Source organism: Paenibacillus sp. USHLN196, from assembly GCF_037144955.1.
In the GTDB taxonomy this organism is placed as follows: domain Bacteria; phylum Bacillota; class Bacilli; order Paenibacillales; family Paenibacillaceae; genus Paenibacillus; species Paenibacillus xylanexedens_C.
This window is the reverse complement of record NZ_JBBCYH010000005.1, coordinates 267,684-292,897: the sequence shown is the minus strand read 5'-3', so window position 1 is coordinate 292,897 and position 25,214 is coordinate 267,684. Positions and strand designations below refer to the sequence as shown.

General features: G+C 44.9%; 22 protein-coding genes. 19 read left to right on the top strand and 3 right to left on the bottom strand.

The window, feature by feature from the left end; translation table 11 throughout:
* Window positions 1–123 precede the first annotated feature (123 nt).
* The 3 genes from WFI24_RS14805 to WFI24_RS14795 all read left to right on the top strand — a co-directional run bounded on the left by WFI24_RS14805 (window position 124) and on the right by WFI24_RS14795 (window position 2,124).
* Window positions 124–420 (top strand): YlaH-like family protein, encoded by a 297-nt coding sequence (locus tag WFI24_RS14805; protein ID WP_047843765.1) that lies wholly within the window; start codon window positions 124–126, stop codon window positions 418–420.
* 90 nt (window positions 421–510) lie between these two features.
* Window positions 511–1,572: an LCP family protein gene (locus WFI24_RS14800; protein ID WP_336761906.1), complete on the top strand. Its 1,062-nt coding sequence runs from the start codon at window positions 511–513 to the stop codon at window positions 1,570–1,572.
* A 99-nt stretch (window positions 1,573–1,671) separates the two neighbouring features.
* On the top strand, window positions 1,672–2,124 hold the full coding sequence (locus tag WFI24_RS14795; protein ID WP_145323209.1) for a pyridoxamine 5'-phosphate oxidase family protein: 453 nt from the start codon (window positions 1,672–1,674) through the stop codon (window positions 2,122–2,124).
* 7 nt (window positions 2,125–2,131) lie between these two features.
* Here the strand turns inward: WFI24_RS14795 and WFI24_RS14790 are convergent, their stop codons facing one another.
* Complete coding sequence (locus WFI24_RS14790; RefSeq protein ID WP_336761905.1) at window positions 2,132–2,827, bottom strand: YhcN/YlaJ family sporulation lipoprotein; 696 nt, start codon at window positions 2,825–2,827, stop codon at window positions 2,132–2,134.
* Window positions 2,828–3,068: 241 nt separating this feature from the next.
* Here WFI24_RS14790 and WFI24_RS14785 point away from each other — a divergent pair, with 241 nt between their 5' ends.
* Complete coding sequence (locus WFI24_RS14785; protein ID WP_145323205.1) at window positions 3,069–4,403, top strand: PhoH family protein; 1,335 nt, start codon at window positions 3,069–3,071, stop codon at window positions 4,401–4,403.
* 221 nt (window positions 4,404–4,624) lie between these two features.
* Window positions 4,625–5,890, top strand: a complete 1,266-nt coding sequence (locus WFI24_RS14780; RefSeq protein ID WP_336761903.1) for an ABC transporter substrate-binding protein — start codon at window positions 4,625–4,627, stop codon at window positions 5,888–5,890.
* A 2-nt stretch (window positions 5,891–5,892) separates the two neighbouring features.
* On the opposite strand, the gene WFI24_RS14775 is transcribed toward WFI24_RS14780, so the two are convergent.
* Both WFI24_RS14775 and WFI24_RS14770 read right to left on the bottom strand, forming a co-directional pair.
* Window positions 5,893–6,972, bottom strand: coding sequence for a hypothetical protein (locus WFI24_RS14775; RefSeq protein ID WP_336761901.1), 1,080 nt, complete (start codon window positions 6,970–6,972; stop codon window positions 5,893–5,895).
* A 183-nt stretch (window positions 6,973–7,155) separates the two neighbouring features.
* Window positions 7,156–7,392: a DUF2626 domain-containing protein gene (locus tag WFI24_RS14770; RefSeq protein ID WP_076332330.1), complete on the bottom strand. Its 237-nt coding sequence runs from the start codon at window positions 7,390–7,392 to the stop codon at window positions 7,156–7,158.
* Window positions 7,393–7,706: 314 nt separating this feature from the next.
* Here WFI24_RS14770 and WFI24_RS14765 point away from each other — a divergent pair, with 314 nt between their 5' ends.
* From WFI24_RS14765 to WFI24_RS14700, 14 genes are all read left to right on the top strand, one after another.
* Window positions 7,707–8,357, top strand: coding sequence for an RsfA family transcriptional regulator (locus WFI24_RS14765; RefSeq protein ID WP_017687282.1), 651 nt, complete (start codon window positions 7,707–7,709; stop codon window positions 8,355–8,357).
* A 150-nt stretch (window positions 8,358–8,507) separates the two neighbouring features.
* A complete protein-coding gene (locus WFI24_RS14760; protein ID WP_336761897.1) occupies window positions 8,508–9,449 on the top strand; it encodes a ketopantoate reductase family protein in 942 nt (313 codons plus the stop codon).
* A 17-nt stretch (window positions 9,450–9,466) separates the two neighbouring features.
* Window positions 9,467–9,841 (top strand): DUF3397 domain-containing protein, encoded by a 375-nt coding sequence (locus WFI24_RS14755; RefSeq protein WP_336761895.1) that lies wholly within the window; start codon window positions 9,467–9,469, stop codon window positions 9,839–9,841.
* Window positions 9,842–9,994: 153 nt separating this feature from the next.
* The gene (locus tag WFI24_RS14750; protein WP_336761893.1) at window positions 9,995–11,692 is read left to right on the top strand and encodes a peptide ABC transporter substrate-binding protein; all 1,698 of its coding nucleotides are present in this window, start codon (window positions 9,995–9,997) and stop codon (window positions 11,690–11,692) included.
* Window positions 11,693–11,881: 189 nt separating this feature from the next.
* On the top strand, window positions 11,882–12,814 hold the full coding sequence (locus tag WFI24_RS14745; RefSeq protein WP_336761891.1) for an ABC transporter permease: 933 nt from the start codon (window positions 11,882–11,884) through the stop codon (window positions 12,812–12,814).
* 47 nt (window positions 12,815–12,861) lie between these two features.
* Window positions 12,862–13,743 (top strand): ABC transporter permease, encoded by an 882-nt coding sequence (locus WFI24_RS14740; protein ID WP_405173030.1) that lies wholly within the window; start codon window positions 12,862–12,864, stop codon window positions 13,741–13,743.
* 17 nt (window positions 13,744–13,760) lie between these two features.
* A complete protein-coding gene (locus WFI24_RS14735) occupies window positions 13,761–15,530 on the top strand; it encodes an ABC transporter ATP-binding protein (protein ID WP_336761889.1) in 1,770 nt (589 codons plus the stop codon).
* A 157-nt stretch (window positions 15,531–15,687) separates the two neighbouring features.
* Window positions 15,688–17,319: a bacillithiol biosynthesis cysteine-adding enzyme BshC gene (gene bshC, locus WFI24_RS14730; protein ID WP_336761888.1), complete on the top strand. Its 1,632-nt coding sequence runs from the start codon at window positions 15,688–15,690 to the stop codon at window positions 17,317–17,319.
* Window positions 17,320–17,363: 44 nt separating this feature from the next.
* Window positions 17,364–18,629 (top strand): adenosylhomocysteinase, encoded by a 1,266-nt coding sequence (locus WFI24_RS14725; protein ID WP_145323188.1) that lies wholly within the window; start codon window positions 17,364–17,366, stop codon window positions 18,627–18,629.
* A gap of 274 nt (window positions 18,630–18,903) precedes the next feature.
* Complete coding sequence (gene mraZ, locus WFI24_RS14720) at window positions 18,904–19,341, top strand: division/cell wall cluster transcriptional repressor MraZ (protein ID WP_017687291.1); 438 nt, start codon at window positions 18,904–18,906, stop codon at window positions 19,339–19,341.
* An 18-nt stretch (window positions 19,342–19,359) separates the two neighbouring features.
* Complete coding sequence (gene rsmH, locus WFI24_RS14715; protein WP_336761885.1) at window positions 19,360–20,310, top strand: 16S rRNA (cytosine(1402)-N(4))-methyltransferase RsmH; 951 nt, start codon at window positions 19,360–19,362, stop codon at window positions 20,308–20,310.
* 27 nt (window positions 20,311–20,337) lie between these two features.
* A complete protein-coding gene (locus WFI24_RS14710; protein WP_336761883.1) occupies window positions 20,338–20,769 on the top strand; it encodes a hypothetical protein in 432 nt (143 codons plus the stop codon).
* A gap of 12 nt (window positions 20,770–20,781) precedes the next feature.
* Window positions 20,782–23,115, top strand: coding sequence for a penicillin-binding transpeptidase domain-containing protein (locus WFI24_RS14705; RefSeq protein WP_336761881.1), 2,334 nt, complete (start codon window positions 20,782–20,784; stop codon window positions 23,113–23,115).
* A 141-nt stretch (window positions 23,116–23,256) separates the two neighbouring features.
* Window positions 23,257–25,161 (top strand): stage V sporulation protein D, encoded by a 1,905-nt coding sequence (locus tag WFI24_RS14700; protein ID WP_440131295.1) that lies wholly within the window; start codon window positions 23,257–23,259, stop codon window positions 25,159–25,161.
* The last annotated feature ends 53 nt before the right edge of the window (window positions 25,162–25,214 follow it).

Below are 25,214 nucleotides of genomic sequence, written 5' to 3'. Positions count from 1 at the left end.
ATCAAAAGAACGATCCGATACCGGAACGGTCACCTCCGATGTGTGTTTTACTCAGAGTTATCAAAAGGGTTTCACAATAGTTAACTTATATCCTAGCATGATAACGAAAGGAGCTGGCTGTGCATGCAAGCATGGTTCGCGTCAAACCCGATCGTAGCCTACATCGTCATCTTTGTATTGATTACTTACGTATATAACAAGGTGTTTCGGGTACGTCAGAAATTACCGCTTGGTAAGGAAATCGTTCTCTATATATTGATGGCGATGGGCACATTCATGCTTCTTATTTTTCAAATCGATAAGCTTCCCATCATTCAATGTTTGTTGGTGGCAGTTGGTTTGATGTTGTTAGTGAGAGTGCGCTATTTTATTGAAGGTCGTCAAAAGAAAAAAGCGGAAGCTGCCGCTCGAAACTCATAAATCCTGTCTTGTACAGACCATCCGTTTTCCTTAGGGAAAGCGGTTGTCTTTTATTTAGACAAAAACAGATGTGATAAAGGTGTTGAAGATATGAACTCGAATTCGAACGGACTGCCTCCACGGAGACAGGCACCGACGCAATCCGGCGCTTCTGGATCGAAGAATGGCAAGGGTAAGCAGCCTAAGAAGAAAAAAAGAAAGAATGCGTTTGGCAGAATCCTTTTAAGTCTATTGGTTATTGCCATTGTGGTAGGCGGCGGATATGCGTATTGGGTATACAATCAAGTCGTGGATACAGGTATCGACAAACCGGTACCTCCGGGGATGTCAGCCACAACGAAACCAATCACGATGCTGTTGCTTGGTACAGATAACCGTCCGGAAACTGGCACGTATCTCTCGGATGTCGTTATGGTGGCTTCGTTGAATCCGGAGACGAAGACGGCAACGATTGTATCTTTGCCCCGAGACACGCGTATTCAACTGGATGGGTATAAATCTAACAAGCTGAACTCCTATTATCCGAGGTTCAAGGCACAGGAAAAGACTACTGGCAAAAATGCAGAGGATCAGATGAAAGAGATGATGGGCAAGTATTTGGATGTAGACATTAATTACACCACCGTCCTGAATTTCCAGGCTTTCCGTGATGCTGTCAATGCCGTAGGTGGCGTAGATGTGACTGTGGATAAAAATATGTGTTACAGAGATACAGCCGACGGTACCGATATCAATCTGGTTGCAGGCGCACAACATCTCGATGGTAAAGAGGCACTGGATTTTGTTCGTTACCGCAAATCGAATTGTAATCCAAAGACGGATGAGTCTAACGACTTTGATCGGAACAAACGTCAAAACCAAGTGCTGAATTCCATGCTGGATCAGATGAAATCTCTTGGCGGTATTACGAAGATTAGCAAAGTGGTTGGTGCAGTTGATAAGAACATGACGACAGATGTGGAATCGGAACAAATGAAAAACTTTATCTCGACGTATTGGAATATCTCTACCTCAGATGTGCATTTTACTCCGGTTACCGGAGAGTGGAGAAGTCCGTATGTGTACATTAATGAGACGGAACTGGCCAATGCGAAGCAGGCTTTACAAGATACACTTTCTGGTAAAGTAACAACTTCACCTTCAGGTGAATAACCTTCATTCTTTTGGGATTGGAAGCACATTAATCGGTATGCTATAATAACATAAACCAAGTTTAAGAATTGCATAAAGAAGTTTAGGGGGGCTGGTTGAATGTCCGAAGCCGTCACACAATTAACTGAATCTCTTTTACAGCAATTCAAGAATGAGACCTTTGTGCTTCTGAGCACCGTGGATGCAGAATCCGGAGGTCCGACTTCAACAGCCATCTCCTGGATCTATGCGGAGAATGCTTCTACTTTTCGTGTGGCGATCGATCATCGTTCACGCCTGGTGAACAACATGCTCACTAATCCGCTCATTACGGTTACTGTCTTTGGAGAAGAGACGGTGTACGCAGTGAACGGACGTGCGACGGTACGACAAGATCCGCTGCAGGATGTTCCATTTAATATGTGTTGTTTCGACATCACGATTGAAGCAGTGAGGAATGCCCTGTTTTACGGCGCTCAACTGTCCTCTGTGCCTCAATATGTCAAAATATATGATCAGCGTGCTGCTGAGAAATTAGATGAGCAGGTTTTTGCTGCCATGAAAAAAGCCTAGTGAGAGATCACTGGGCTTTTTGTTGTCTTTTGTCCGTTGAATGCTGCTGCATTTGTTGTTCTTGATCCTCGTGTTCATCCGGATTTTGACGGACTTTGACGTCTTTCGGAAGTTGGGGAATAATTCGTCCCACCATGTCAGCGAGTTCTGAAGCAAAACCGGATATCGGGTGTCCTTGACGAATATGTTCACCAATTTCTTTAATTCGTTCAGTGACATCGGCATCGGCAGTAACAATAGAATCTACACCTTCGGGATCTTTGCGAAGCGCTTCGGCAACAGAGTACTTAATCGTACCCACCCGTGCACGTTCAAGTTCACCATCAACATCAATACCAACTACGGCAGTATTACCCAGTATAACGCAGTTCGCATCTTCAACACCTTCCACTTGCTTGGCAAGGGCTTTCAGGTGATTGACTCGTTTCTCATTTGGCATTCGTCCACTTTTATCATCTTCAACAATGTTCGTGTCATGGACTTCACCTGTATTTTCGTTGAAACGGTCCAGACGTGAAGGGTTCATTCGATCGTCCTGTGTATAGATCGGTTGGGTCCCATTCTGTTGATTCTCTCGTGTTTCAATATTGCCTCCATAACTTCTGGGATGTGACGTATGCGGCTCTTGTGAAGCACTTCGTGAAGTGTTATTACAACCGGTAATTAAGAAGATTAGAAGCAACGTGCAAACCCATTTTTTCATAAGTGTTCATCCTTTCTTGGAGTTTTTCAGAATGGTTGACAATTATTTTGTCCTAGTCGAATACATTTATGTATGGGAGCATGATTGTCCATGCCGCTGCTGATAAGATCATACGATCAAGATGAACTCGGGAATGAAGGGAAACGGGCTTCCTTCGAGGATATTACAAGGATTAATCCGACATTCCCGAGTTTTACGTTCCAGCCCATGCCTTTAACGACGCCGCTTTGGAGGGGATTGAATGAAAAAGATTTTTGTATTGGATACCAACGTGCTTCTGCATGACCCCAATGCCATATTTGCCTTTGAGGAACATGAGGTAATCATTCCCGCGGTTGTACTGGAGGAAATCGACTCCAAAAAAAGAAATGCCGATGAAATTGGGCGTAACGCCCGCAATGTATCCAGACTGTTGGATGGATTACGTGAGCTGGGTCACCTGCACAGTGGGGTGCCTTTGGCTAATGGAGGTAATCTGAAAGTAGAGTTGAATCATCGGAGTTTCGTGAAAGTTCAGGAAATGTTTGGTGAGGTGTCCAATGATAATCGGATTTTGGCTGTCGCGCTGAATTATCAGATTGAGGAAAACGAAAAGGAGATAGTTGAACGTCAAGTAGTGCTTGTCAGCAAAGATGTACTCGTGCGTATCAAAGCGGATGTACTTGGTCTGTTCACACAGGATTACTTATCAGATCGGACGGCAGGACTCAGTGAATTATATCCAGGCTATACAGCCCTAAAAGTTCATCCGTCAGTGATTGATGAGTTTTACACATATCGTTTTTTACCAATCAAGCCGTTGCAGTTGTCATATTCGCTCTACCCGAATGAATTTGTCATTCTCAAGGATGAGATGGGAACCAATAAATCGGCTTTGTTAAAAGTAAATACAGAGGGGACGAAGCTTGAGCCGCTTTTCCTCAGTAATGATAATGTCTGGGGCATTAGCGCTCGTAACGCGCAACAACGTATGGCACTGGAGCTGCTTTTAAATGATGATATCCCGCTGGTTACCATTACTGGTAAAGCTGGAACAGGGAAAACCTTACTGGCGCTAGCAGCAGGTCTGCTTAAGGTAGAGGATGATCATAAATACAAAAAACTGTTGATTGCTCGTCCTGTCGTTCCGATGGGGAAAGATATCGGTTACTTGCCTGGTGAGAAGGAAGAAAAGCTCCGGCCATGGATGCAACCGATTTATGATAATCTGGAGTTCTTGTTTGATACCAAAAAATCCGGAGATATCGATAAAATTCTAATGGGGCTTGGCAGTATTCAGGTGGAGGCTCTAACATATATTCGTGGAAGATCGATACCTGGACAGTTTATCATTATTGATGAAGCTCAGAACCTGTCCCGCCATGAAGTGAAAACGATCGTATCAAGGGTCGGTGAAGGCAGCAAAATTATTTTGATGGGAGACCCTGAGCAGATAGACCATCCATATCTCGATTCCGCAAGTAACGGCCTGACGTATATCGTGGAACGGTTCAAACAAGAGGGAATCAGCGGACACATCATGCTCGAAAAAGGAGAACGCTCAAAGCTGGCACAGCTTGCAGCTGATTTGTTGTAAAATTTAGGTTATTTATTTCCCGGAAAATGTTACCTTGGAAGCCGGCTCTTGGAGTCGGCTTTTTGCTGAAAAAATGAGAAAGCGTTATTACACAGAACTCGATATCCTCTTATTATGCAAAAAGCCGAAAAAGTGTTTTTTGGCAGGGTAGGACAAGAGCACTACTTATTTGTTACAATAATTGCTGCAGGAAAAAACGAGGTGAGCAGGGAGGGAAGTTAATGAAGCGTAGACATCAGGTTGTTTTATTCGCGGTATTGCTGCTTTCGTTAACGATCCTGTCTCCGAGTTTTGACTTCAGAGGTTCACAGCTTAATCAGGAACGTGATCAGGAAAAAGATACCTTTCCTGGTTCTTCATCCCGTAATGAGGATGCTCAAGCTCCACTGGAGATTGTAGTCGCCATGTCGGATGAAGAGTTTAAAGCCTTTCAAAAGATAGCTAAAGAAGTTGCTGCTTCTCAGCTGGTAGAGATCAATCTTCGGAATGAGAAGCCTGATACATATAAACATGTTCTGGATCTAGAATTTTCGCTAGGGGAGAACGGGGATATTGTTCTGCTTGATAGTGAGGAAGTGCAATACTATGCCCAAAAAGGGTATCTGTATCCGCTGAACGGCACAACATTGTCGAAGTCGCTTGGAGAGACGGTTGCCGGGTTACGTGGAATGACAGAGTGGAATGGTTATCAGTGGGGCATGCCCTTTGATTTTGATCCATACATTATGGCAGCACATTCTTCATTTCTGAAAAAAGCGGGTCTGCAGACGTTACCTCATAGTAAAGATCAGTGGGCCAAATTGACTCAACAAGCCATTGCGGAAGGAATACCTCTAATTGCATTGAACCTGAACGATGTGTACGGAACAAGTGGGTGGTTGCATCATTTGGAACCGGGGATGGCACCGGATCAAGTTAAGGGAGCGCAGATTTCTTCGCAAACGGGGGATTTCCAACAAGGAATGCAGTTAATGAATCAGATTCAACCGTATATCATGGTTCAGGCTGACAATCCGGATTTCTCTTCATCTGCTGATCAGAAAGTAACGCCGATGATTGTAACATTGTTATCTCAATTATTAAATGCAGAACAAAGTACAGTTGATAAAGATTCCATGGAGCGTATTTCTATCGAAGCGTTGGAACCTGTAAACTCCAGAAGTCTTGTCATTACTGCAGGTTCGGTTGAGGCGGAGGAAGCGAGTAGGTGGATTGAAGGCATGACATCTGCTGGTACACAGTTGAAATGGTACCAACAGACTAATCGGTTGCCCGCAAAGCAACAGGAACTGGATGTAGAGTCTGAGAAACTCGCGGAACATTATGATATGACCAAGGGACAATCCTGGTTTTCAACCGAAGATGTCCCGGCTGCAACGCCTGAAAGTCGTGCTTTGATTATCCGTTTTCATCAAAAAGTGCAACAGTTTCTAAAGGGAGAGATTACTGCCAATCAATACGTAGATAGTATCAGAACGACAAACTAACCTTAAAATGATATAGCAAGTTGTACTTCCAGTACGCCTTCACTCGTTGAAACATCGGTGGCTTTGACAAAGGATAAAATTTTCTGCGGATAGAATCCGAGATCGAACTCTCTTTCCAGCATTCGGCGAGTGGTGTCTGGTAATTCAAGCTGATTGAACACAAGTTTATCCACATGAAAACGAATGGAGTTTTGAGGTTCATTTTCTACTGTATAATGTCCTTCAATGCTTAATTGCAATTGATCTCGCTGACCGGAAGCTGTGATTTTGTCCTGATTGAATTCAAACGCAAAGTCTTCAAAAATGGGATTCTGAGAACGAAGAAAAGCATTAAGCTCATCCTGACCAATTCGAATCGTATACGTCGTTCCGGTTGTGGATATGCCTCCATTGTGCTCTTGAATAAAATCGGGCAGGTTCTGCATGGCAGATGCCAATGCTTTGAAATATCGTTTCACCTCATAGATGCCGATGTTCTCCCAATAAAGGGTCAATTCGTCCATCAGTTTTTGAATTGCTGCCGCATCTCCGCTGGTGGCTATTTGGGCGTCCATTTCTTTTTGCAAGGCGACTACACGTTCCCGCTGGTTTTGAAGATTAGTCTTCATTTCAGATAATTCTGATGTAGTTTGACGAATCTGAGTGGAAGTCTGCTGCAAGTTGCGATAACGGTCCTGATACTTGTCCAGCACAGCTTGATCGCGTCCAATAATAATCTGGTAATAATCATACAATACGAACAGGTCTTTAAATGACCTGGCTCCCAGGACAGTCATGAGAAGACTGTCACGTTCTCCCGTGTAGTAGGACCTCACCACAGCCCCGGCCCGATCTTGCTGAATATGTATCTGTTGCTCCTGTTCCTGAAGCTGGACGGATAATGTCTCGTATTGTTGAGCCAGCAGTTTTTGTCTTTCTGCGATGCGTTCGATTTCATGATCGATTTCGACGATGGATAGACTTTTTTGCAATATTTCACGTGTATCCTCGGGTGAAGACTCTCCATAGGCATAGGTAGAAGGTGGCTGTATGAATAAAATGATGCATAATAAAAAGGCGGCAATGCCGTATTGACGTTTCACTGATCATTCTCCTTTCCATTTCCTAAATAACAATAGTACAGGCCTGTTGCCTTCCAGACAATATATGAAACAAGTTCGTAAAATATCCTTAGTGGTTACATAACACCATGAACAAACATGTAATCTGAAAACAACAAAAAAGCAATCCGACTGATGCCGGATCACTTTAATGTTGCAGGTGGATTAGAGCGGCAACCCCATTTGGAATACGGTCCAGTAGCTGAACCCCGTGAAGGTCACGATCATATAACCCCAGAAGAGCAATATGTACGTCCGTTCAGTGAATTTCAAGTATCCCAAAATGACAAAAAACGCAGTCTGCAGGAAAAAAAGCAAAGCCATTTCGACCAGATCTCCCGCAAAAGCCATCAGGCCAATCGCAAGCGTGAAGAACCCGAGTACCCGAAACATGCGTGCCACGGTAAATCCTCCTCTCCTAAGTACGATCATAGATTGTCTACACAACATTATACCGGGAAAGGAAAAACGTGTAAACAAATTTGGATATGAAAGCGAATTCTTTTTTACCCCAAAGCAAGTATAACGGGAGTAGTTTTACAGATGTTACGTATGAGCAAGCCTGAATGTGGAAATACATTTTAGTATGAAATCAATTCTATGAACTCTATGAGAGGCATAAGAATGAATGAAGCAGCTTTTATACCTAATTCACATACCGGGCTTCCGGTAATGCGGACGGTTATTTTAGGATGTTGTTAGGAGGGTATTATAGCATGACTGCAGTGAGACAGGATGCTTGGAGTACAGAGGACGATTTGATATTGGCTGAGGTAACTTTGCGTCATATTCGGGAAGGAAGTACACAACTGGCCGCTTTTGAAGAGGTGGGCGAAAAAATAGGCAGAACTTCTGCCGCATGCGGTTTTCGCTGGAACAGTTGTGTGCGTAAAAAGTATGAGTCTGCCATCAGTAATGCCAAGGCACAACGGCAAAAACGTAGCTATCTCAGAAAGCAGCCGGCTATGCTGGGACCGCAGGTTGCAGCTCTATCTACACTGGATACCGAAGAACATCTGTACAAATCAGATGGGATCTCGGACGATTCATTATCTATGGATGCAGTAATTCGTTTCCTGCGACAATGGAAAGGAACAGTGCAGGAGAGTAGTCGTCAGCTCAAGATGCTGGAAAAGGAACTTCGGGAGAAAGAAGATGAATTGCTTGAACTGCGCTGCGAGAATGACCGTCTATCCAAGGAAGTGAACGAAGTACAGACGGATTACCGTGTGGTGAATGACGATTATAAGGCTTTGATTCAGATTATGGATCGGGCTCGCAGACTCGCATTTTTGTCCGAAGAAGAAGAGGAACTCAAAACACGTTTCAAGATGGATGCCAACGGGAACCTGGAACGGATTGAATAGTAAGAACAGGTGTTTGATTTGCGAAACTCAGATATGAACCCGCCACACCTCCGTTACATGACGGTAGGTATGACGGGTTTTTAGTTTGCTGTTTTTGTTCTATGATAGATAAAATGAGAGTAACTACTGAAGCCGAGAGGAGCGAATCTTATGATCATTGACGTTGTAGGAGCAGGATCGCTGGGTCTTTTGTATGGCGGAAAACTGCTCGCAGCGGGTAATCAGGTTCGATTTTGGACCCGAACAACTGCTCAGGCAGACCTACTAAACCGTATTGGAGTAACTATCGTGGAACAAGATAGGAAGATACATATTCAACCGGATCAGATACAGGCCAAACCGATCAATGAGCTGTCTGGCACATGGGAGCGCACGCCTGGAGAATGGTTATTGCTAATGGTTAAGCAAACAAGCATTGACGATTTCATTCATGAGATTAGTCTATTGAAAGATCAGGTGCTGAATATCGCGTGTTTTCAAAATGGGATGGGCCATCTGGAGAAACTAAAAGCTGCTTTGCCGAATTCACTTATATGTAGCGCGATTACCACAGAGGGGGCAAAGCGTACCGAGTACCAGGTGACTCGTGCAGGCACAGGTGAAACCAGACTAGGAAAACGTAACATAGATATAGAAGCTTCTACATCTATAGAGATGGAGAAAACATTTACTCTATCGAGACTTATGCAACAGGCAGGATTTGACTGTACAGTGTCGAATGAAATCGATAAGCTGATATACAGGAAACTGTTGATCAACGCGGTCATTAACCCGCTTACGGCACTATGGCGTATTCCCAATGGTGAATTAATCAACAAGGAAGAACGCAAGCGGTTTATGCGCCAGTTATATGATGAAACATTGGTGATCTACTCCGCAAGTGGTATACACCTAGATCAGGATATGTGGGAGCAACTGATTAGTGTCTGTCGTTCCACAGCCTCGAATACTTCCTCTATGCTTGCAGATGTTCTTCAAGGACGTGGTACAGAAGTCGGATCAATCAACGGACATATTGTAAGGATGGCACATAAGTCAGGCCTTGCTGCACCTACACATAAAATACTGCTTGATCTGATTGAAGGATTGTAACCGGAAGGAGTGAGTTAATGGGACTTTTTATTGTACTAAGCATACTACCCTTTTTTCCGTTCTTTCTTGTATATTGGGGCATGTACGCATGGAAAAAAGACAAACGCACAGCATTGCGGATGGCAATGGATGTAACCACCTTTTTTCTTGTATTTTCAGTTTCGGCGTTATTCAACTTAACATTTGAATCGAATTTTGGTTTTTATCTGACACTATTACTCATACTACTAGCACTTGGATTCATCGGGAGTGCGCAAAATCGACTAAAGGGGAAGGTTGATGGGGGTAGAATGTTCCGGGCCGTATGGCGCATGGCCTTCATCATCATGAGTTTCGGGTATGTTTTGTTTACTTTATTTGGATTAATTAGATACTTCATGCAACAGATGTGAGGATACATAACGCAAAAGAGCTAAAAAATGTGTCGATTTTGTCGAAAACTGAAAAAAACATTACTTTCTGAAAAAGTAATGTAGATTTTTTTGACCGGTGGTTGTATAATCTATAAACATATAAACCATATCAATTTAGGGGGAACGTGTTAGATGAAAAGGAAAAGTCTATTAGTCCTTTTGACGCTGATTTTGGCGTTCGGTACCGTACTTGCAGCGTGCGGATCGAAAAACGAAGGCACAGGTAACACCGATACTGGTTCTGCAAACGAAGGAAATGGTCTTGCTAAAGATCAAATCCTGAAAATCAACCTGTCAGCTGAACCTCCTACGTTGGACCCGGCTCAAGCAAAAGATAGCCAAACCAACACAGTTCTGAAATTCTTGTATGAAGGTCTTGTTCGCATCGATGCTGATGGTAAAGAAGCTCCAGGTGTTGCTAAAGACTGGACAATCTCCGAAGATGGGTTGAAATATGTTTTCAACCTGAACCCGGAAGCTAAATGGAGCAACGGTGATGCAATCACTGCCGAAGACTTTGTTCGTTCTTGGGAACGTGCTTTGAAACCGGAAACAGCTTCTCCATATGCATACCAATTGTACTACATCAAAGGAGCTGAAGGTTACAACCTCAGCAAAGATGAAACATACACTGGTACTAAAATCACAGATTTCTCACAAGTAGGCGTTAAAGCTACTGATGAGCACACATTGGAAGTAACGTTGGAAAACCCAACACCTTACTTCTTGGGTCTGACAGCATTCTACACGTACTACCCAGTACATGCATCTGCTGACACGAATGACAAATTCTTCACAGACTACAAAAACATGATCGTTAACGGTCCATTTGTAATGGATCAATACGCTAAAGGTCAAAAAATTGTTGTGAAGAAAAACGATAGTTACCATGCAGCTGCCGATATTAAATTGGCTCAAATCGATATGTCTCTGACTAACAGCAGTGCTTCCGAACTGCAAGCTTACAAATCAGGACAATTGGACTACACTGGTGCACCTAACGGTGAAATTCCATCCGACCAAATTCCTTCTGTAAAAGCGGAATTGCCGGACGAGTTCAAAGCTACTGGTATTGCAAGTACTTACTACTACCAGTTCAACGTAAACGAAGCACCATTTAACAACGTTAAAATCCGTAAAGCATTTGCGATGTCTATTAACCGTCAACTGATCGTTGACAAAGTAACACAAGGTGGACAAATTCCGGCATTCGGCTTTGTACCTCCAGGTATCCGTGGTGAAAACGGCGAATTCCGTGATGAACACAAAGATGATTACTTCACAGAAAATGTGGACGAAGCAAAAGCATTGCTTGCTGAAGGTATGAAAGAAGAAGGTTACACAACATTGCCAGCTGTTACTTTGATCTACAATACTAGTGATGGTCACGCAAAAATCGCTTTGGCGGTTGCTGACATGTGGAAACAAAATCTTGGTGTTGATGTGAAAACAGAAAACCAAGAGTGGGGCGTATTCCTTGAGAATCGTCAAAATCAAAACTTCCAAGTAGCTCGTGCAGGTTGGTCTGCTGACTACAACGATCCATACAACTTCTTGGAAATGTGGACTACTGGAAACACAAACAATGATTCCAAATTCAGCAACGAACAGTATGACAAAGATGTTAAAGACACTGTAAAATCTGCTGATCCAGCTGCACGTATGGCTGCATTTGCTGACGCTGAGAAAATCCTGATTCAAGATGAAATGGGCGTTTTGCCAATTTATTACTACACTAACGTATCTTTGACCAAGCCTTACCTGAAAGGCGTACAACTTGATTTCAGTGGAGCTATTGACTTCACGCGTGCATATCTGGAAGAGAAATAAGTTGTTCTGAAGTCTAATATGAATACTTCGGGATATATATGTGGAATTCCATATATATCCCGATTTTTTGTATGTGCACCGATTTTCCTTATAATTCTTGAAATTTCCGATAAATGGATTGGACTTTATTTCTGTCTAATTCTACAATCGATTTGTATACAAAATATTGTTTGTGGAGGTGTGCAAGGGTTGGTTAAGTATGTGTTGAAAAAACTATTATTTATGCTGCTATCGCTTTTCATACTCGCATCGCTGACTTTCTTCCTGATGAAGGCCATTCCTGGTGACCCGTTTACAGCAGAAAAGAAACTATCGCCAGAAATTCGTCAACTTTTAGAAGTTAAGTACGGTTTGGATAAACCGATGTATGAACAATACCTGAAGTATATGGGAGGAATCCTTAAAGGGGATTTCGGCGTTTCTATGAGGTATCTGAACCAGGATGTAACGGACATGATTACTCAAACATTCACAGCTTCACTGAAGCTTGGGATCTTTGCAATCCTTATCTCCATTATTGTTGGTGTATTGTTGGGTCTTCTCGCAGCAGTTTATCACCGCAAATTGATTGATGATGTCACCATGGTCGTCGCTGTCATAGGTATTGCTGTTCCGAGCTTCTTGCTTGCATCGTTATTGCAATATGTCTTTGCTTTCAAATTGGGATGGTTCAACGTTATGGGCTTCGACGGACCACTTGACTATGTGCTCCCTGTTGCAGCACTGTCCGCATCACCAATTGCCTTTATTGCACGTTTGACGCGTTCCAGCATGCTGGAAGTTTTACATGCCGATTATATCAAAACGGCTAAGGCCAAAGGTTTGAAATGGCCAGCGATTATGTTTAAACACGTTGTACGTAATGGTATTTTACCGGTAGTAACTTATGTTGGTCCAATGACAGCAAACATCATTACAGGTTCCGTTGTTATTGAACAGATCTTTAACATCGGGGGAATTGGTAAAGTATTCGTAGAAAGCATCACTAACCGGGATTATACCATGATTATGGGAATCACGATTTTCTATGGTATTCTCCTCATGTTGGCACGCTTCCTGACGGATATCGCTTATGTACTAATTGATCCTAGAATTAAGCTGGAAAGCCGGAAGGGGGCATAACGTTGTCTGGCACGAATAATAAAAAGAATGAAACGGCGAACACGAACCTGACTAGTCAGGCAGCGGTTAAACCGCAAGAAAGTGTATCCCTTTTTAAAGATGCCATGTACAGACTTGCAACCAATAAGGCTGCAATGATCAGTCTGAGTGTGTTGGTTCTTGTCGTGATTTTCGCTTTGATTGGTCCAACTTCTTTGTTTACAAGTTATAATTATTATTCCAATGATTTGATGAATGCCAACGCAGCACCTAGTGCCGAGCACTGGTTTGGTACAGACGACCTGGGTCGTGATGTTTGGGTAAGAACATGGGTTGGTGCTCGTGTATCTCTTACTGTAGGTTTGGCAGCAGCTCTGATTGACCTTGTTATTGGTGTAATCTATGGTGCAATTATGGGTTACTACGGCGGACGTGTTGATGGTATCATGAACAAGTTCTCTGAGATTCTGTACTCCCTGCCTTACATGCTCGTTGTTATCTTGTTGCTGGTTGTATTGGAACCAAGTCTGACAACCATCATCATTGCCCTCACCATTACAGGCTGGATCAGTATGTCGTGGATTGTACGTGGTGAGATTATGCAACTCAAAAACAGAGATTTTATTCTCGCGGCCCGCTCCATGGGTGCAAGTACAGGACGTCAATTGTTCCGCCACTTGTTGCCAAATGCGATTGGCCCGATTATCGTAACTTTGACATTGTCAATTCCTAATGCGATTTTTGCTGAGGCGTTTCTGAGCTTCCTCGGACTTGGCGTATCTGCACCGAGATCATCCCTGGGATCCATGATCAATGACGCACTCACAGGCTGGACGCTGTATCCTTGGCGGATGTGGTTCCCGGCAGGTCTGATGGTTCTGACTATGCTTGCATTTAACTTGCTCGGTGACGGTTTGCGCGACGCGCTCGATCCGAAATTACGTAAATAGAAATAGGAGGTGGGATTATGGAGCCGATTTTAACAGTCAAGGACTTGAGCGTATCATTCTCAACGCGCTCTGGTGAATTTGATGCCGTTAAAAATGTGAGTTTTGAAATTGGCAAAGGAGAGACGCTGGGGATCGTAGGTGAATCTGGTAGTGGTAAGAGTGTTACCGCCCAAACCATCATGAAATTGATTCCCTCCCCGCCTTCGAAGGTCAAAAGCGGAGAAATTACTTTTCACGGGCAAGACCTGCTGAATAAGACGGACAAACAAATGGAAGCGATTCGTGGTAAAGATATCGGTATGATCTTTCAAGATCCAATGACTTCTTTGAATCCTACCATTAAAATTGGTAAACAAATTACCGAAGTATTGCGCAAGCACCAGAACATGTCCAAACAAGCGGCGGATAAAGCTGCGTTGGAAATGCTGGAACTTGTAGGTATCAAAAATGCGGCTATCCGCATGAATCATTACCCACACCAATTCTCTGGTGGTATGCGTCAGCGTGCCATGATTGCAATCGCGCTTGCTTGTCGTCCGTCTCTTCTGATTGCAGATGAGCCGACAACTGCACTTGACGTTACAATCCAGGCTCAAATTCTGGATGTAATGAAAGACATGCAGCAAAAGCTTGGAACATCGATCATGCTGATTACGCATGACCTTGGTGTCGTAGCAGGTATGTGTGACCGTGTGGTTGTTATGAAAGAAGGCGAAGTTGTTGAAACAGGAACAACTGCTGAAATCTTTAGTAACCCTCAACATCCATATACGATTAAATTGCTAAATGCTTTGCCTCGCCTGGACGAGCCCAAAAAGGAAAAACCAGCTCCGGCTGGTATTATCAAAGGCAGCAACAAGCCTCTGGTACAAGTGAAAAACTTGAAACAGTACTTTAATTTGGGTAAAGGTAACATTCTCAAAGCGGTCAATGATGTAAGCTTTGATATCTTTGAAGGTGAAACACTTGGCGTTGTAGGCGAGTCCGGCTGTGGTAAATCCACAACAGGTCGTACTATTCTGCGTCTTTACGAGCCAACTGGTGGAAATGTTAACTTTAACGGAACGGATATCTACAAGTTGTCCCCGCGCAAAATGAAAGAAATGCGTAAAGATATGCAGATGATCTTCCAAGATCCATATGCATCCCTTAACCCGCGTTTCAACGTAATGGATATTATCGGGGAGTCCCTGGATATTCATGGCCTGGCTTCCAGCTCTAAAGAGCGTAAGAGACGAGTGGAGGAGCTGCTTGATCTGGTAGGTTTGAACCCAAGTCATGCACTGCGTTATCCACATGAATTCTCCGGTGGTCAAAGACAACGGATCGGGATTGCGCGTGCGCTTGCTGTAGACCCTAAATTCATCATCTGTGATGAGCCATTGTCTGCACTGGATGTATCCATTCAGGCGCAGGTCGTTAAATTGCTTGAAGAACTTCAGCAACGTCTCGGCTTGACATACCTGTTTATTGCGCATGACTTGTCGATGGTTAAACATATCAGTGACCGTGTAGCTGTAATGTACATGGGTAAAGTGGTTGAGCTCGCAGAAAGTGAAGAACTGTATGCGAACCCTGTTCACCCTTACACCAAAACATTGCTTTCAGCGATCCCTGTACCTGATCCGGAAGTGGAAGCGAACAAGCGTCGCATCTTGCTGCCGGATGAGCATATGAGCCCGATTCAGAATGGATCTGGCGGTCCTGCTAATGACCCGTACAACCTGGAAAATGCTCAATTGATTGAGGTTTCCAAAGGTCACTGGGTTGCAGAACCTTACGTATAATAGAATTTCTAAAGTGATATGCTATTATTGATGTATTAATTGCCGCCGACTTGTTCGGCGGTTTTTTTGTTTTTTTAATTACTTTCTTTTGACGAAGCGACCCTGAATTCGGTACAATCAAGAAAGGCTCTTTGAAGCAGAATAGGAGGCAGACCTCATGAACGGTATTACCGAGGCACTCCGCAGCGGATCTAAACTTGCAGAAGATTATATCTGTTCAAGAGATGCTGCGCGTGGCCTTTACGAGTATGACATTCGCTGGGAATCAGGACTTCAGGCGCGTGCCGAGTGGTTGGACCAATCGGAAAACACACGTATTGATCGTCGTGATCTGGCAGAGTATTTACGTATATATAATAAACGGGTGAACGACCATGGGGAGGTTCATGCGTCCATCACACGTTTGGCAGAACAAGGTGCATTGGTGGTTACAGGAGGACAGCAAAGTGGTTTGCTCACCGGACCACTGTTTGTCATATACAAAGCCGCCAGCGTAGTGGCAGCTGCGCGTGAAGCCGAAGAGAGGCTTCAACGCCCGGTAGTTCCAGTATTCTGGATCGCGGGTGAAGACCATGACTGGGACGAAGTTAACCATACGTATCTGCCTGATCGCCAGGGAGACATGAAGAAAGTTAAGTTACAAGGACGATTCGCAGGAAGGGATTCTGTGAGTAATGTTCAAGTGGATACGGAACAATGGATGAATGTAATCGAACAGGTGGAACATCTGTTACCTGATACGATACATAAACCAGGATTGATGAAATGCATCACAGAAATTCATCAATCCAGTTCGAATCTAAGTGATGCCTTTGCCCGCATGATATCTGCTTTGTTTGCCAGCAGTGGACTTGTTCTAATGGATGCATCAGATCCAGACTTGCGCAGACTGGAACAGCCTGTTTTTGAACGGCTGATCCGTAGTAATGAAGTGTTGCGTAACGCTTATATGCAAGGATCTTCGTTGGTAGAACAAGCTGGTTATGCTATGCCTGCCGAAGTGGCGGAGGATGGAGCCAATCTGTTCTATATCCATGAAGGCGCGCGGTTGCTTTTGACGTTGAAGGATGGCTTGTATACTGACCGTAAAGGTCTGGTTTCTTTCACAGAGGAGCGTCTGCTCCAGGAGCTGGAGGAACATCCTGAGCGCTTTAGTAACAACGTATTAACCCGGCCATTGATGCAGGATTCCGTTTTGCCTGTAACTGCTGTTATTCTGGGGCAAGGTGAAATTGCATATTGGGGTTTGACTCGCGAAGCATTCCGTCAGTTTGGGCTGCAAATGCCTATTTTGTTGCCGCGGTTGTCCTTCACCATTATGGAAGATGTTCATCACAAACATATGAAACAATATGGACTTTCCTTTCAGGATGTTCAGTATCATATGGAAGACAAGAAGGAGCAGTGGCTTGCGCAGCAGGAGACATTCCAGGTGGAGGAACAATTTGCTAAGGTTCAGGAAGCCTTTCTTGATCTGTATGGTCCATTGTTGGATGAAATCTCGGAGATTCATCCGGGGTTGGAACGAATTGGGGATACCAATTTGAGTAAAATCACCGAGCAAATGCATTATCTGAAGCAGCAGACTCACAAAGCCATCGAAGATAAACATAATGTGAGTCTAAGGCACTGGAACGGCATTCAAAACTCCTTATTCCCAACGGGCAAACCGCAGGAACGAGTACATAATGCACTCTTTTACCTGAATCGTTATGGCACCGAGTGGATTGATGAACTAATTAAGACCTCAAGCGAATTCCGTGGAGAGCACAAGGTTATTGCACTGTAGAGACCTTTATAATAGAAGAAACACATAAACGAGGAGGACATGGAATGACTACACCTGCATTGCAAAACAGTATTGTTAAAGATATGGGACTCGCTTCAGAGGGTCATCTGAAAATTGACTGGGTAGAAGCACATATGCCGGTATTGAACCGTATACGTCGCCAGTTTGAACAGGATCTACCTTTTAAAGGTTTGAAGGTTGCTATATGTCTTCATCTGGAGGCAAAAACAGCTTACCTGGCAAAAGTGATCCAAGCCGGTGGAGCAGAAGTGACGATTACGCACAGTAACCCATTGTCCACACAAGATGATGTCTGTGCAGCATTGGTAGAGGACGGCGTAACTGTATATGCGAAGTACAACCCGGAACCTGCAGAATTCAAATCACTGCAACTTCGTGCGCTTGAGGTGAAACCTGATCTCATTATTGATGATGGCGGAGATTTCGCGACCATTATTGCATCCGAGCGTCCTGACCTTGCAGCGACCATTCGCGGTGGAGCAGAAGAAACGACAACGGGCATTATTCGTCTGAAAGCATTGGCGAAAGAGGGCCAATTGAAGTTTCCGATGGTAGCAGTTAATGACGCTTACTGCAAATATCTGTTTGATAACCGTTATGGCACAGGACAGTCGGCATTTGACGGTATTATTCGTACAACCAATCTGGTGATAGCAGGGAAAAATGTAGTGGTTGCCGGATATGGCTGGTGTGGTAAAGGTGTAGCGATGCGCGCCAAAGGTCTTGGAGCGAATGTGATCGTAACCGAGATAGATCCAATCAAAGCGGTAGAAGCACATATGGACGGATTCCGCGTCATGACGATGGTTGAGGCGGCTAAATTGGGCGATTTCTTTATCGCAGTAACGGGCAATAAGGATGTTATCACAGGTGAGCACTACGATGTGATGAAGGACGGAGCAATCTTGAGCAATGCCGGTCACTTTGATGTTGAAGTGAATAAACCTGAACTGGCTAAACGTTCGGAATCCATTCGTACAGTTCGCCGCAACATTGAGGAATATCGTTTCAAAGATGGTCGTAAAATGTACCTTCTTGCAGAGGGGCGTCTGGTGAACCTCGGTGCAGCAGATGGTCACCCTGCCGAAATTATGGATACGACGTTTGCTCTGCAGGCGCTTGGTCTGCGTTATGTGAGTGAAAATTATGCTGAACTGGGTAAGAACGTGGTTAATGTACCTTATGATATCGACCAACAGGTTGCCAGTTATAAGCTTGAAAGTCTGAATATTGGCATTGATTCCTTGTCAGCTGAGCAGGAAAAATACTTGGATAGCTGGAAGTTTTAAGCTCGATCCAATATTTACAAGCTGATGAACTGATTCAAAGGGTATAGAATGGTTTATTGATGATATGGCTCATGTGCGGGTAGACATACGGTTGTCCGTTTACGGTAAACGTTTTTGATCCTGAGTGACAGGATCAAAGACGTTTTTTTTATGCTTATAAATTAAATAATCAAGCAATGCAAGAAGGGTTTTGATTTTTTTGTGCGAATCTATTATGCTTAGGTGGTGGAAAGTGGGGCAAAGTGGGAGAATCGGGTGAGGAGTGAGTGGGCCAATGTTTATGGGGGAGTTCCAACATAGCATTGATGATAAGGGTCGGGTTATCATTCCGGCTAAATTCCGCGAATCTCTGGGACCGTCTTTCGTTGTCACACGGGGTTTGGACCAGTGTCTTTTCGTGTACCCCATGGAGGAGTGGGGGGTCATGGAACAGAAGCTCAAAGCACTGCCATTGATGAAATCTGATGCACGTGCGTTTACCCGGTTTTTTTTCTCGGGTGCAACCGAATGTGAACTGGACAAACAGGGCAGGGTAAATCTGCCGGGCAATTTAAGAGAGTATGCCAAGCTGGACAAAGATTGTGTTGTTCTTGGTGTGTCGAACCGGGTGGAGATTTGGAGCAAAGGCATATGGGAGAGTTATTTCAATCAATCCGAAGAAGCATTCAACGACATTGCCGAAAAGCTGGTCGATTTTAATTTTGATTTATAAAGTCAGGAGGGGTGCAGGTTGTTTCACCACATAACCGTACTCAAAGAAGAGGCAACAGAGGGATTAAACATCAAGCAGGACGGTATATACGTGGACTGCACTTTAGGCGGTGGCGGACATAGCTCCGTGATTGCTTCCAAGCTCGGTCCAGGGGGACGTCTGATCGCACTTGATCAGGATGATTGGGCTTTGGATAATGCTCGCGAGAAGCTCGCTGCCTATGGAGAACGTGTAACATTGGTGAAAACCAATTTTCGAGATCTGGAACAGGTACTCAAGGATCTGGATGTACCGATGAAGGATGGTGTACCACAGGTCGATGGTATTTTGTATGACTTGGGTGTGTCGTCTCCGCAATTCGATGAAGGAGAACGTGGATTCAGCTACAATCACGATGCTCCGCTTGATATGCGAATGGACCAGGATGCAATGCTTACAGCCAAAGAGATTGTAAACGAATGGTCAGAAGAAGAGATTGCTCGGATTTTCTATCGCTATGGCGAAGAGAAGTTTTCGAGAAGAATTGCCCGTGTAATCGTTGCAAAACGAGCTCAGTCTACCATTGAGACCACTGGTGAACTCGTAGAACTGATCAAGGAAGGCATTCCGGCGGCAGCCCGCCGTACCGGTGGACATCCTGCCAAACGCAGCTTCCAGGCATTACGGATTGCCGTCAACGATGAGTTGGGCGCGTTTGAGGAAGGCCTGCATCAGGCTGTTCGTTGTCTAGCACCAGGAGGACGTGTATCTGTTATTACCTTCCACTCCCTTGAGGATCGGATATGTAAACAGATTTTCAGCAGTTATCTGGAGAAATGTACATGCCCACCCGATTTTCCGTTGTGTGTATGCGGCGGTAAGGGTACCCTGCGTTTAGTTAACAGAAAACCGCTGATTCCAACGGAAACGGAATTGGCCGAGAATTCACGTGCTCGTTCAGCCAAACTGCGCGTAGCCGAGAAATTGTAGATCAAGAGTGGAGGAGAGAATCGGAGTATGGCATATACACGTGGTAATCTCGCTGTAAAAGAAAAAGCGTCCCAGGAACGTGTGACCCAGCAACGATACAAAGAAACCACCAAAGTGGTGACCCGTCGTACGGGTCTTCCGGCACGCGAGAAGATTTTGTATCTGATTACCCTGGTTGCAGTGATTCTTGTTGGAGGAGCCTTGATGTCTCGTTATGCTCATATCTATGATCTGAACAAGCAGGCACAGGCCACGATTTTGGAAGTTAAGGGGTTCGAGAAGACGATTGCAGACCTGCAGGTGGAAAAAGAAACATTGAACAACCAGGTTATTGAAAATGCAAAACAACTTGGTTACGTTGAAGCTTCCGACAAGGATGTCATTTTTGTACCTCGCTCAACAAGTTCAACTAAATCAACAGGTACTGAATCGTCCTCGAATACAGCGAGCAGTAAGTAAAGAGGTGTTCCGATGATAAAAAGAATAAAGATGCGCACGTTGCTTATAGGGGGATGTATTACCCTCTTTTTTCTTGTACTCGTAACCCGAATCTTTTTCATCCAAGTGGTGAATGGTAGTGTATGGCAGGAACGGGCGGCGGGTCTGGTAGAGCGGGAACAGACGATTAAGGCAGCACGTGGGACGATTACGGATCGAAATGGTAACGTCCTGGCAACCGATGCGCCTGCATACACAGTTTCTGTTAATCCCCTCTTGATCGATGAACTCGGGATACAGGATGTTGTCACGGAGAAGCTCTCTAATCTTCTAGGTAAAAATGAGAGTGAGATGCGTGCTCTGGTTACAGCAAAAAACAAAGATGGGGAATTTTATCAGCAACGTGAAGTGCGTAGTGAAGGATATAAGATCAGTCCTGAGCTTGCGGCACAAGTCAATGAGCTGCGTGAAGAGTTGCAAGATGAATACAAGGCCCGTAATGCAATTGTGATGGCTCAAGAGTCGAAGCGTTTTTACCCTGAAGAAACACTTGCTTCTCACCTCTTGGGGTATATGAGCCGTGATGGGAAAGCTGTCAATGGACTTGAAGTCTCATATGATGAAGCACTGACAGGCACAGATGGATATCTGAATTACCAGAAGGATGCCAAAGGCATTAAACTTCCGGATTCACAGGATAACTATCTGCCGCCTCAGAACGGGAAAAACCTTACGTTGACCGTTGACGATACGATACAGTTTTACATTGAGGACGCCATGAAGGAAGCCGTTGCCAAGTATAATCCACTGAGCATGACGGTTATTGCTGCTGATCCGAACACAATGGAGATTCTGGGGATGGCGAACTGGCCAACCTTTAACCCGAATACGTATGCGAGTACGCCTGATCAAAAGAACTTTATTAATCATGCGACGCAATCGATCTATGAGCCGGGTTCTACATTCAAAATTGTAACGCTCGCAGGAGCTGTGGAAGAAAAACTCTTCGATCCCAATGCAAGTTTTGAATCGAAGCGTATGTATATCGGTGGTTTCCCAATTAGTGATAATGGACATGCCTATGGTTGGATCTCTTATCTCGAAGGTGTCAAAAGATCAAGTAACATTGCCTTTGTTAACCTGGGTTACAACATGCTTGGTGGTGAGCGTCTGCGTCATTACATAGACGAATTCGGCTTTGGCAAAAAGACAGGTATTGATCTGCCGAGTGAGGCAGCTTCACCGATCAAGCCACTGGTGTACAAATCCGAGATTGCTACTGCTGCCTATGGTCATGGTCTCGTACAGGTAACACCAATTCAACAGGTCGCAGCGATTTCGGCGATTGCCAATGGCGGCAAGTTGCTTGAGCCACATCTGGTGAAGGAGATCAAGAATCCGAATGATGGGACAACGGAAGTGATCAAACCTAAAGTTGTTCGTCAGGTAATCTCCAAGGAATCTTCCAAACTGGTGAGCGGTTATCTGGAACAAGTGGTTGCAGACCAAACGATTGGTACAGGTCGCAACGCTTATATCGAGGGTTATCGTGTAGCTGGTAAGACAGGTACGGCAAGAAAGGTAGTTAACGGGGCATACAGCAAGTCAAAAGACGTTGTATCGTTTATTGGATTTGCACCCGTGAATAATCCGAAGATTGCGATACTAGTTGTCATTGACCAACCTGACGGTACCAATATTGGGGGAGGAACTGCAGCTGCCCCTGTATTCAAAAAAATCGTTAGCCAAACTCTTCAATATATGGGAGTTCCGAAGGATACAGCCAAAACTGCTGACAAAAAGTCAAAAGAAGCCCCTGTCGTGCAAGCTAAGGCACCGGACCTGAGTGGCAAGACAGCCAAACAGGCCAGAAGCCAACTTCTAGGCGCAGGTATTGCATATGTGACTCTTGGTCAAGGTGATAATGTAATTCGGCAGTATCCGGTGGCTGGCGCATCGATGAATCCAGGCCAACGAATCTACTTGCTAACGGAAGAAAGTAGCAAAATGAAGATTCCTGACCTGACAGGTGAATCTCTCCGCGATGCTCTTGAAGTGCTTTCTCTCATGAAAGTTGGAGTTACCGTCAAGGGGGAAGGTTATGTCGTGAAGCAAACGGAGCAGGTCGCAGGTGAGCAGAGAACCGTTCAGCTGAGTTTGCAGACTGCCAAAGCCGCAGTGACTGGCATAGCGGATGAGGCTCCAGTTTCTTCTGATCCGTCGTCAGAAGCCGAAGTGAAGGAACAAGAGGCGTCGGGCGGAGAAGGTAAAAGCGATGTAACAGAAGAAACAGATAACAACAATGCTTCTACTACTGACTCCGAATCCTCTAGCGATCCAGCAACAAACGGGGCTTCTCTTCCATAGGAGCTCTGACAGCTTGTTCTAACCCCCGGTTGTCCTGAATATTCATGAATGGAACGAATGTCATGATTTTGGGACGAGTGGGGGGATCTTTTCGTGAAGGGAACAAGCGTAAATCTGCGGCGCAGGCTGCTATGGAGTTTAATGATTTTAGTTCTGTTATTTTCGGCCCTGGTGATCAGGCTTGCTTATGTACAACTCGGGAAAGGCCCTGAATTGTCAGCAAAAGCAGAAGAATCCTGGCGGCGCAATATTCCTTACTCTGCTAAGCGAGGGGAGATTCTGGATCGTAATGGAACCTCTCTGGCCTATAATGTCACAACACCGACCATTATGGCCATTCCGGCACAAGTCAAGGAAGCTGAAACGACAGCCAGAGCGCTGGCTCCATTGCTCGGGATGACAGAAGAGAAAGTGCTGGCAACCATTAAAAAACGAGAATTGATTGTAAGACTACAACCCGGTGGCCGCAAAATTACGATGGAGAAAGCTCAGCGCATCCGTGATTTGAAGCTTCCGGGTATCGTTGTTGCTGAGGACAATAAACGTTTTTATCCTTATGATGATCTGGCTGCTCATATACTTGGTTTTACGGGCATCGATAATCAGGGCTTAACGGGCGTCGAGAAGAAATATGATGACAAGCTGAATGGTTTAAATGGCAGTGTGTCCTACTTGTCCGATGCGGCCGGAAGGCTAATGCCGGGCTCATCCGAGAAGTATGTGGAACCGAAGGACGGCCTTAACCTCAAGCTGACCATTGATAAATCCATACAGTCCATCATGGAGAGAGAACTGGATCAGGCCATGGTGAAATTTCAGGCGAACTCAGCACTGGCCATAGCCATGAACCCCAAAACAGGTGAAATTTTGGGGATGTCCAGCAGGCCGGGATACGAACCTGCCGATTATCAACAATATCCCGCAGAGATATACAACCGGAATCTACCGATCTGGATGACATACGAGCCGGGCTCCACGTTTAAGATCATTACTCTGGCAGCGGCGCTTGAAGAGAAAAAGGTTAATTTGCAGCAAGATCAGTTTTTTGATCCAGGATATGTTGAGGTGGGGGGAGCTCGTCTGCGTTGCTGGAAAAAGGGCGGTCACGGAAGTCAGACCTTCCTGCAAGTTGTGGAGAACTCATGTAACCCGGGATTCGTGGCTCTGGGGCAGAGACTTGGAAAAGAATCACTCTTCTCCTATATTAAAGACTTTGGCTTCGGCACCAAAACAGGGATTGACCTCAGCGGAGAAGCCAGTGGAATTCTGTTCAAACTGTCCAGAGTAGGACCGGTCGAGCTTGCAACGACTGCTTTCGGTCAAGGTGTATCTGTAACGCCTATTCAGCAAGTAGCAGCGGTGTCAGCGGCCATCAATGGGGGTAAACTTTACAAGCCCTATGTTACGAAAGCCTGGGTCCATCCGGTAACGGGAGAAGTGATGGAAGAAGCCAAGCCGGAGCTCGTTCGCCAAGTGATTTCGGAGAATACGTCCAAGCAAGTACGTGAAGCACTCGAGAGTGTTGTCGCCAAAGGTACCGGGCGTCCGGCATTTATTGATGGATACCGGGTCGGTGGTAAAACAGGTACAGCCCAGAAGGTTATCAACGGACGTTATTCCTCGACGGAGCATATTGTATCCTTTATCGGTTTTGCTCCTGCAGATGACCCACAGATTGTGGTCTATACCGCAGTGGATAATCCCAAAGGTATTCAATTCGGAGGTGTGGTTGCCGCCCCGATTGTACAGAACATCCTTGAGGATGCACTGCATTACATGAACGTCCCTGTTCGGAAGGATCAGGTCGCCAAAGAATACAAGTACGGCGAGACCAAAATCGTGACGGTTCCAGATCTGACAGGTGCTACTGTTGAAGATCTATACGAAGACCTGAACATGAATTTTATGTTGGCGAAGTCCGGCAGTGGTAAATATGTGATTAATCAGGCGCCTAAGCCTGGGGCACGGGTAGATCAGGGTTCAACCATCCGCATTTACATGGGGGATGTACTGAATGATGCGCATGATCACACGAAGGATGAATAACGGAAGGAGCCGTTTCAACTTCAGGCGCAACAAAATTCATCCAGGCGCGTTTC

Excerpts from the sequence above, each read along its gene's own strand:
- WFI24_RS14805 (WP_047843765.1), top strand. The coding sequence starts at position 124 with ATGCAAGCATGGTTCGCGTCAAACCCGATCGTAGCCTACATCGTCATC.
- WFI24_RS14800 (WP_336761906.1), top strand. The coding sequence starts at position 511 with ATGAACTCGAATTCGAACGGACTGCCTCCACGGAGACAGGCACCGACG.
- WFI24_RS14795 (WP_145323209.1), top strand. The coding sequence starts at position 1,672 with ATGTCCGAAGCCGTCACACAATTAACTGAATCTCTTTTACAGCAATTC.
- WFI24_RS14790 (WP_336761905.1), bottom strand. The coding sequence starts at position 2,827 with ATGAAAAAATGGGTTTGCACGTTGCTTCTAATCTTCTTAATTACCGGT.
- WFI24_RS14785 (WP_145323205.1), top strand. The coding sequence starts at position 3,069 with ATGAAAAAGATTTTTGTATTGGATACCAACGTGCTTCTGCATGACCCC.
- WFI24_RS14780 (WP_336761903.1), top strand. The coding sequence starts at position 4,625 with ATGAAGCGTAGACATCAGGTTGTTTTATTCGCGGTATTGCTGCTTTCG.
- WFI24_RS14765 (WP_017687282.1), top strand. The coding sequence starts at position 7,707 with ATGACTGCAGTGAGACAGGATGCTTGGAGTACAGAGGACGATTTGATA.
- WFI24_RS14760 (WP_336761897.1), top strand. The coding sequence starts at position 8,508 with ATGATCATTGACGTTGTAGGAGCAGGATCGCTGGGTCTTTTGTATGGC.
- WFI24_RS14755 (WP_336761895.1), top strand. The coding sequence starts at position 9,467 with ATGGGACTTTTTATTGTACTAAGCATACTACCCTTTTTTCCGTTCTTT.
- WFI24_RS14750 (WP_336761893.1), top strand. The coding sequence starts at position 9,995 with ATGAAAAGGAAAAGTCTATTAGTCCTTTTGACGCTGATTTTGGCGTTC.
- WFI24_RS14735 (WP_336761889.1), top strand. The coding sequence starts at position 13,761 with ATGGAGCCGATTTTAACAGTCAAGGACTTGAGCGTATCATTCTCAACG.
- bshC (WP_336761888.1), top strand. The coding sequence starts at position 15,688 with ATGAACGGTATTACCGAGGCACTCCGCAGCGGATCTAAACTTGCAGAA.
- WFI24_RS14725 (WP_145323188.1), top strand. The coding sequence starts at position 17,364 with ATGACTACACCTGCATTGCAAAACAGTATTGTTAAAGATATGGGACTC.
- mraZ (WP_017687291.1), top strand. The coding sequence starts at position 18,904 with ATGTTTATGGGGGAGTTCCAACATAGCATTGATGATAAGGGTCGGGTT.
- WFI24_RS14710 (WP_336761883.1), top strand. The coding sequence starts at position 20,338 with ATGGCATATACACGTGGTAATCTCGCTGTAAAAGAAAAAGCGTCCCAG.
- WFI24_RS14705 (WP_336761881.1), top strand. The coding sequence starts at position 20,782 with ATGATAAAAAGAATAAAGATGCGCACGTTGCTTATAGGGGGATGTATT.
- WFI24_RS14700 (WP_440131295.1), top strand. The coding sequence starts at position 23,257 with ATGATTTTAGTTCTGTTATTTTCGGCCCTGGTGATCAGGCTTGCTTAT.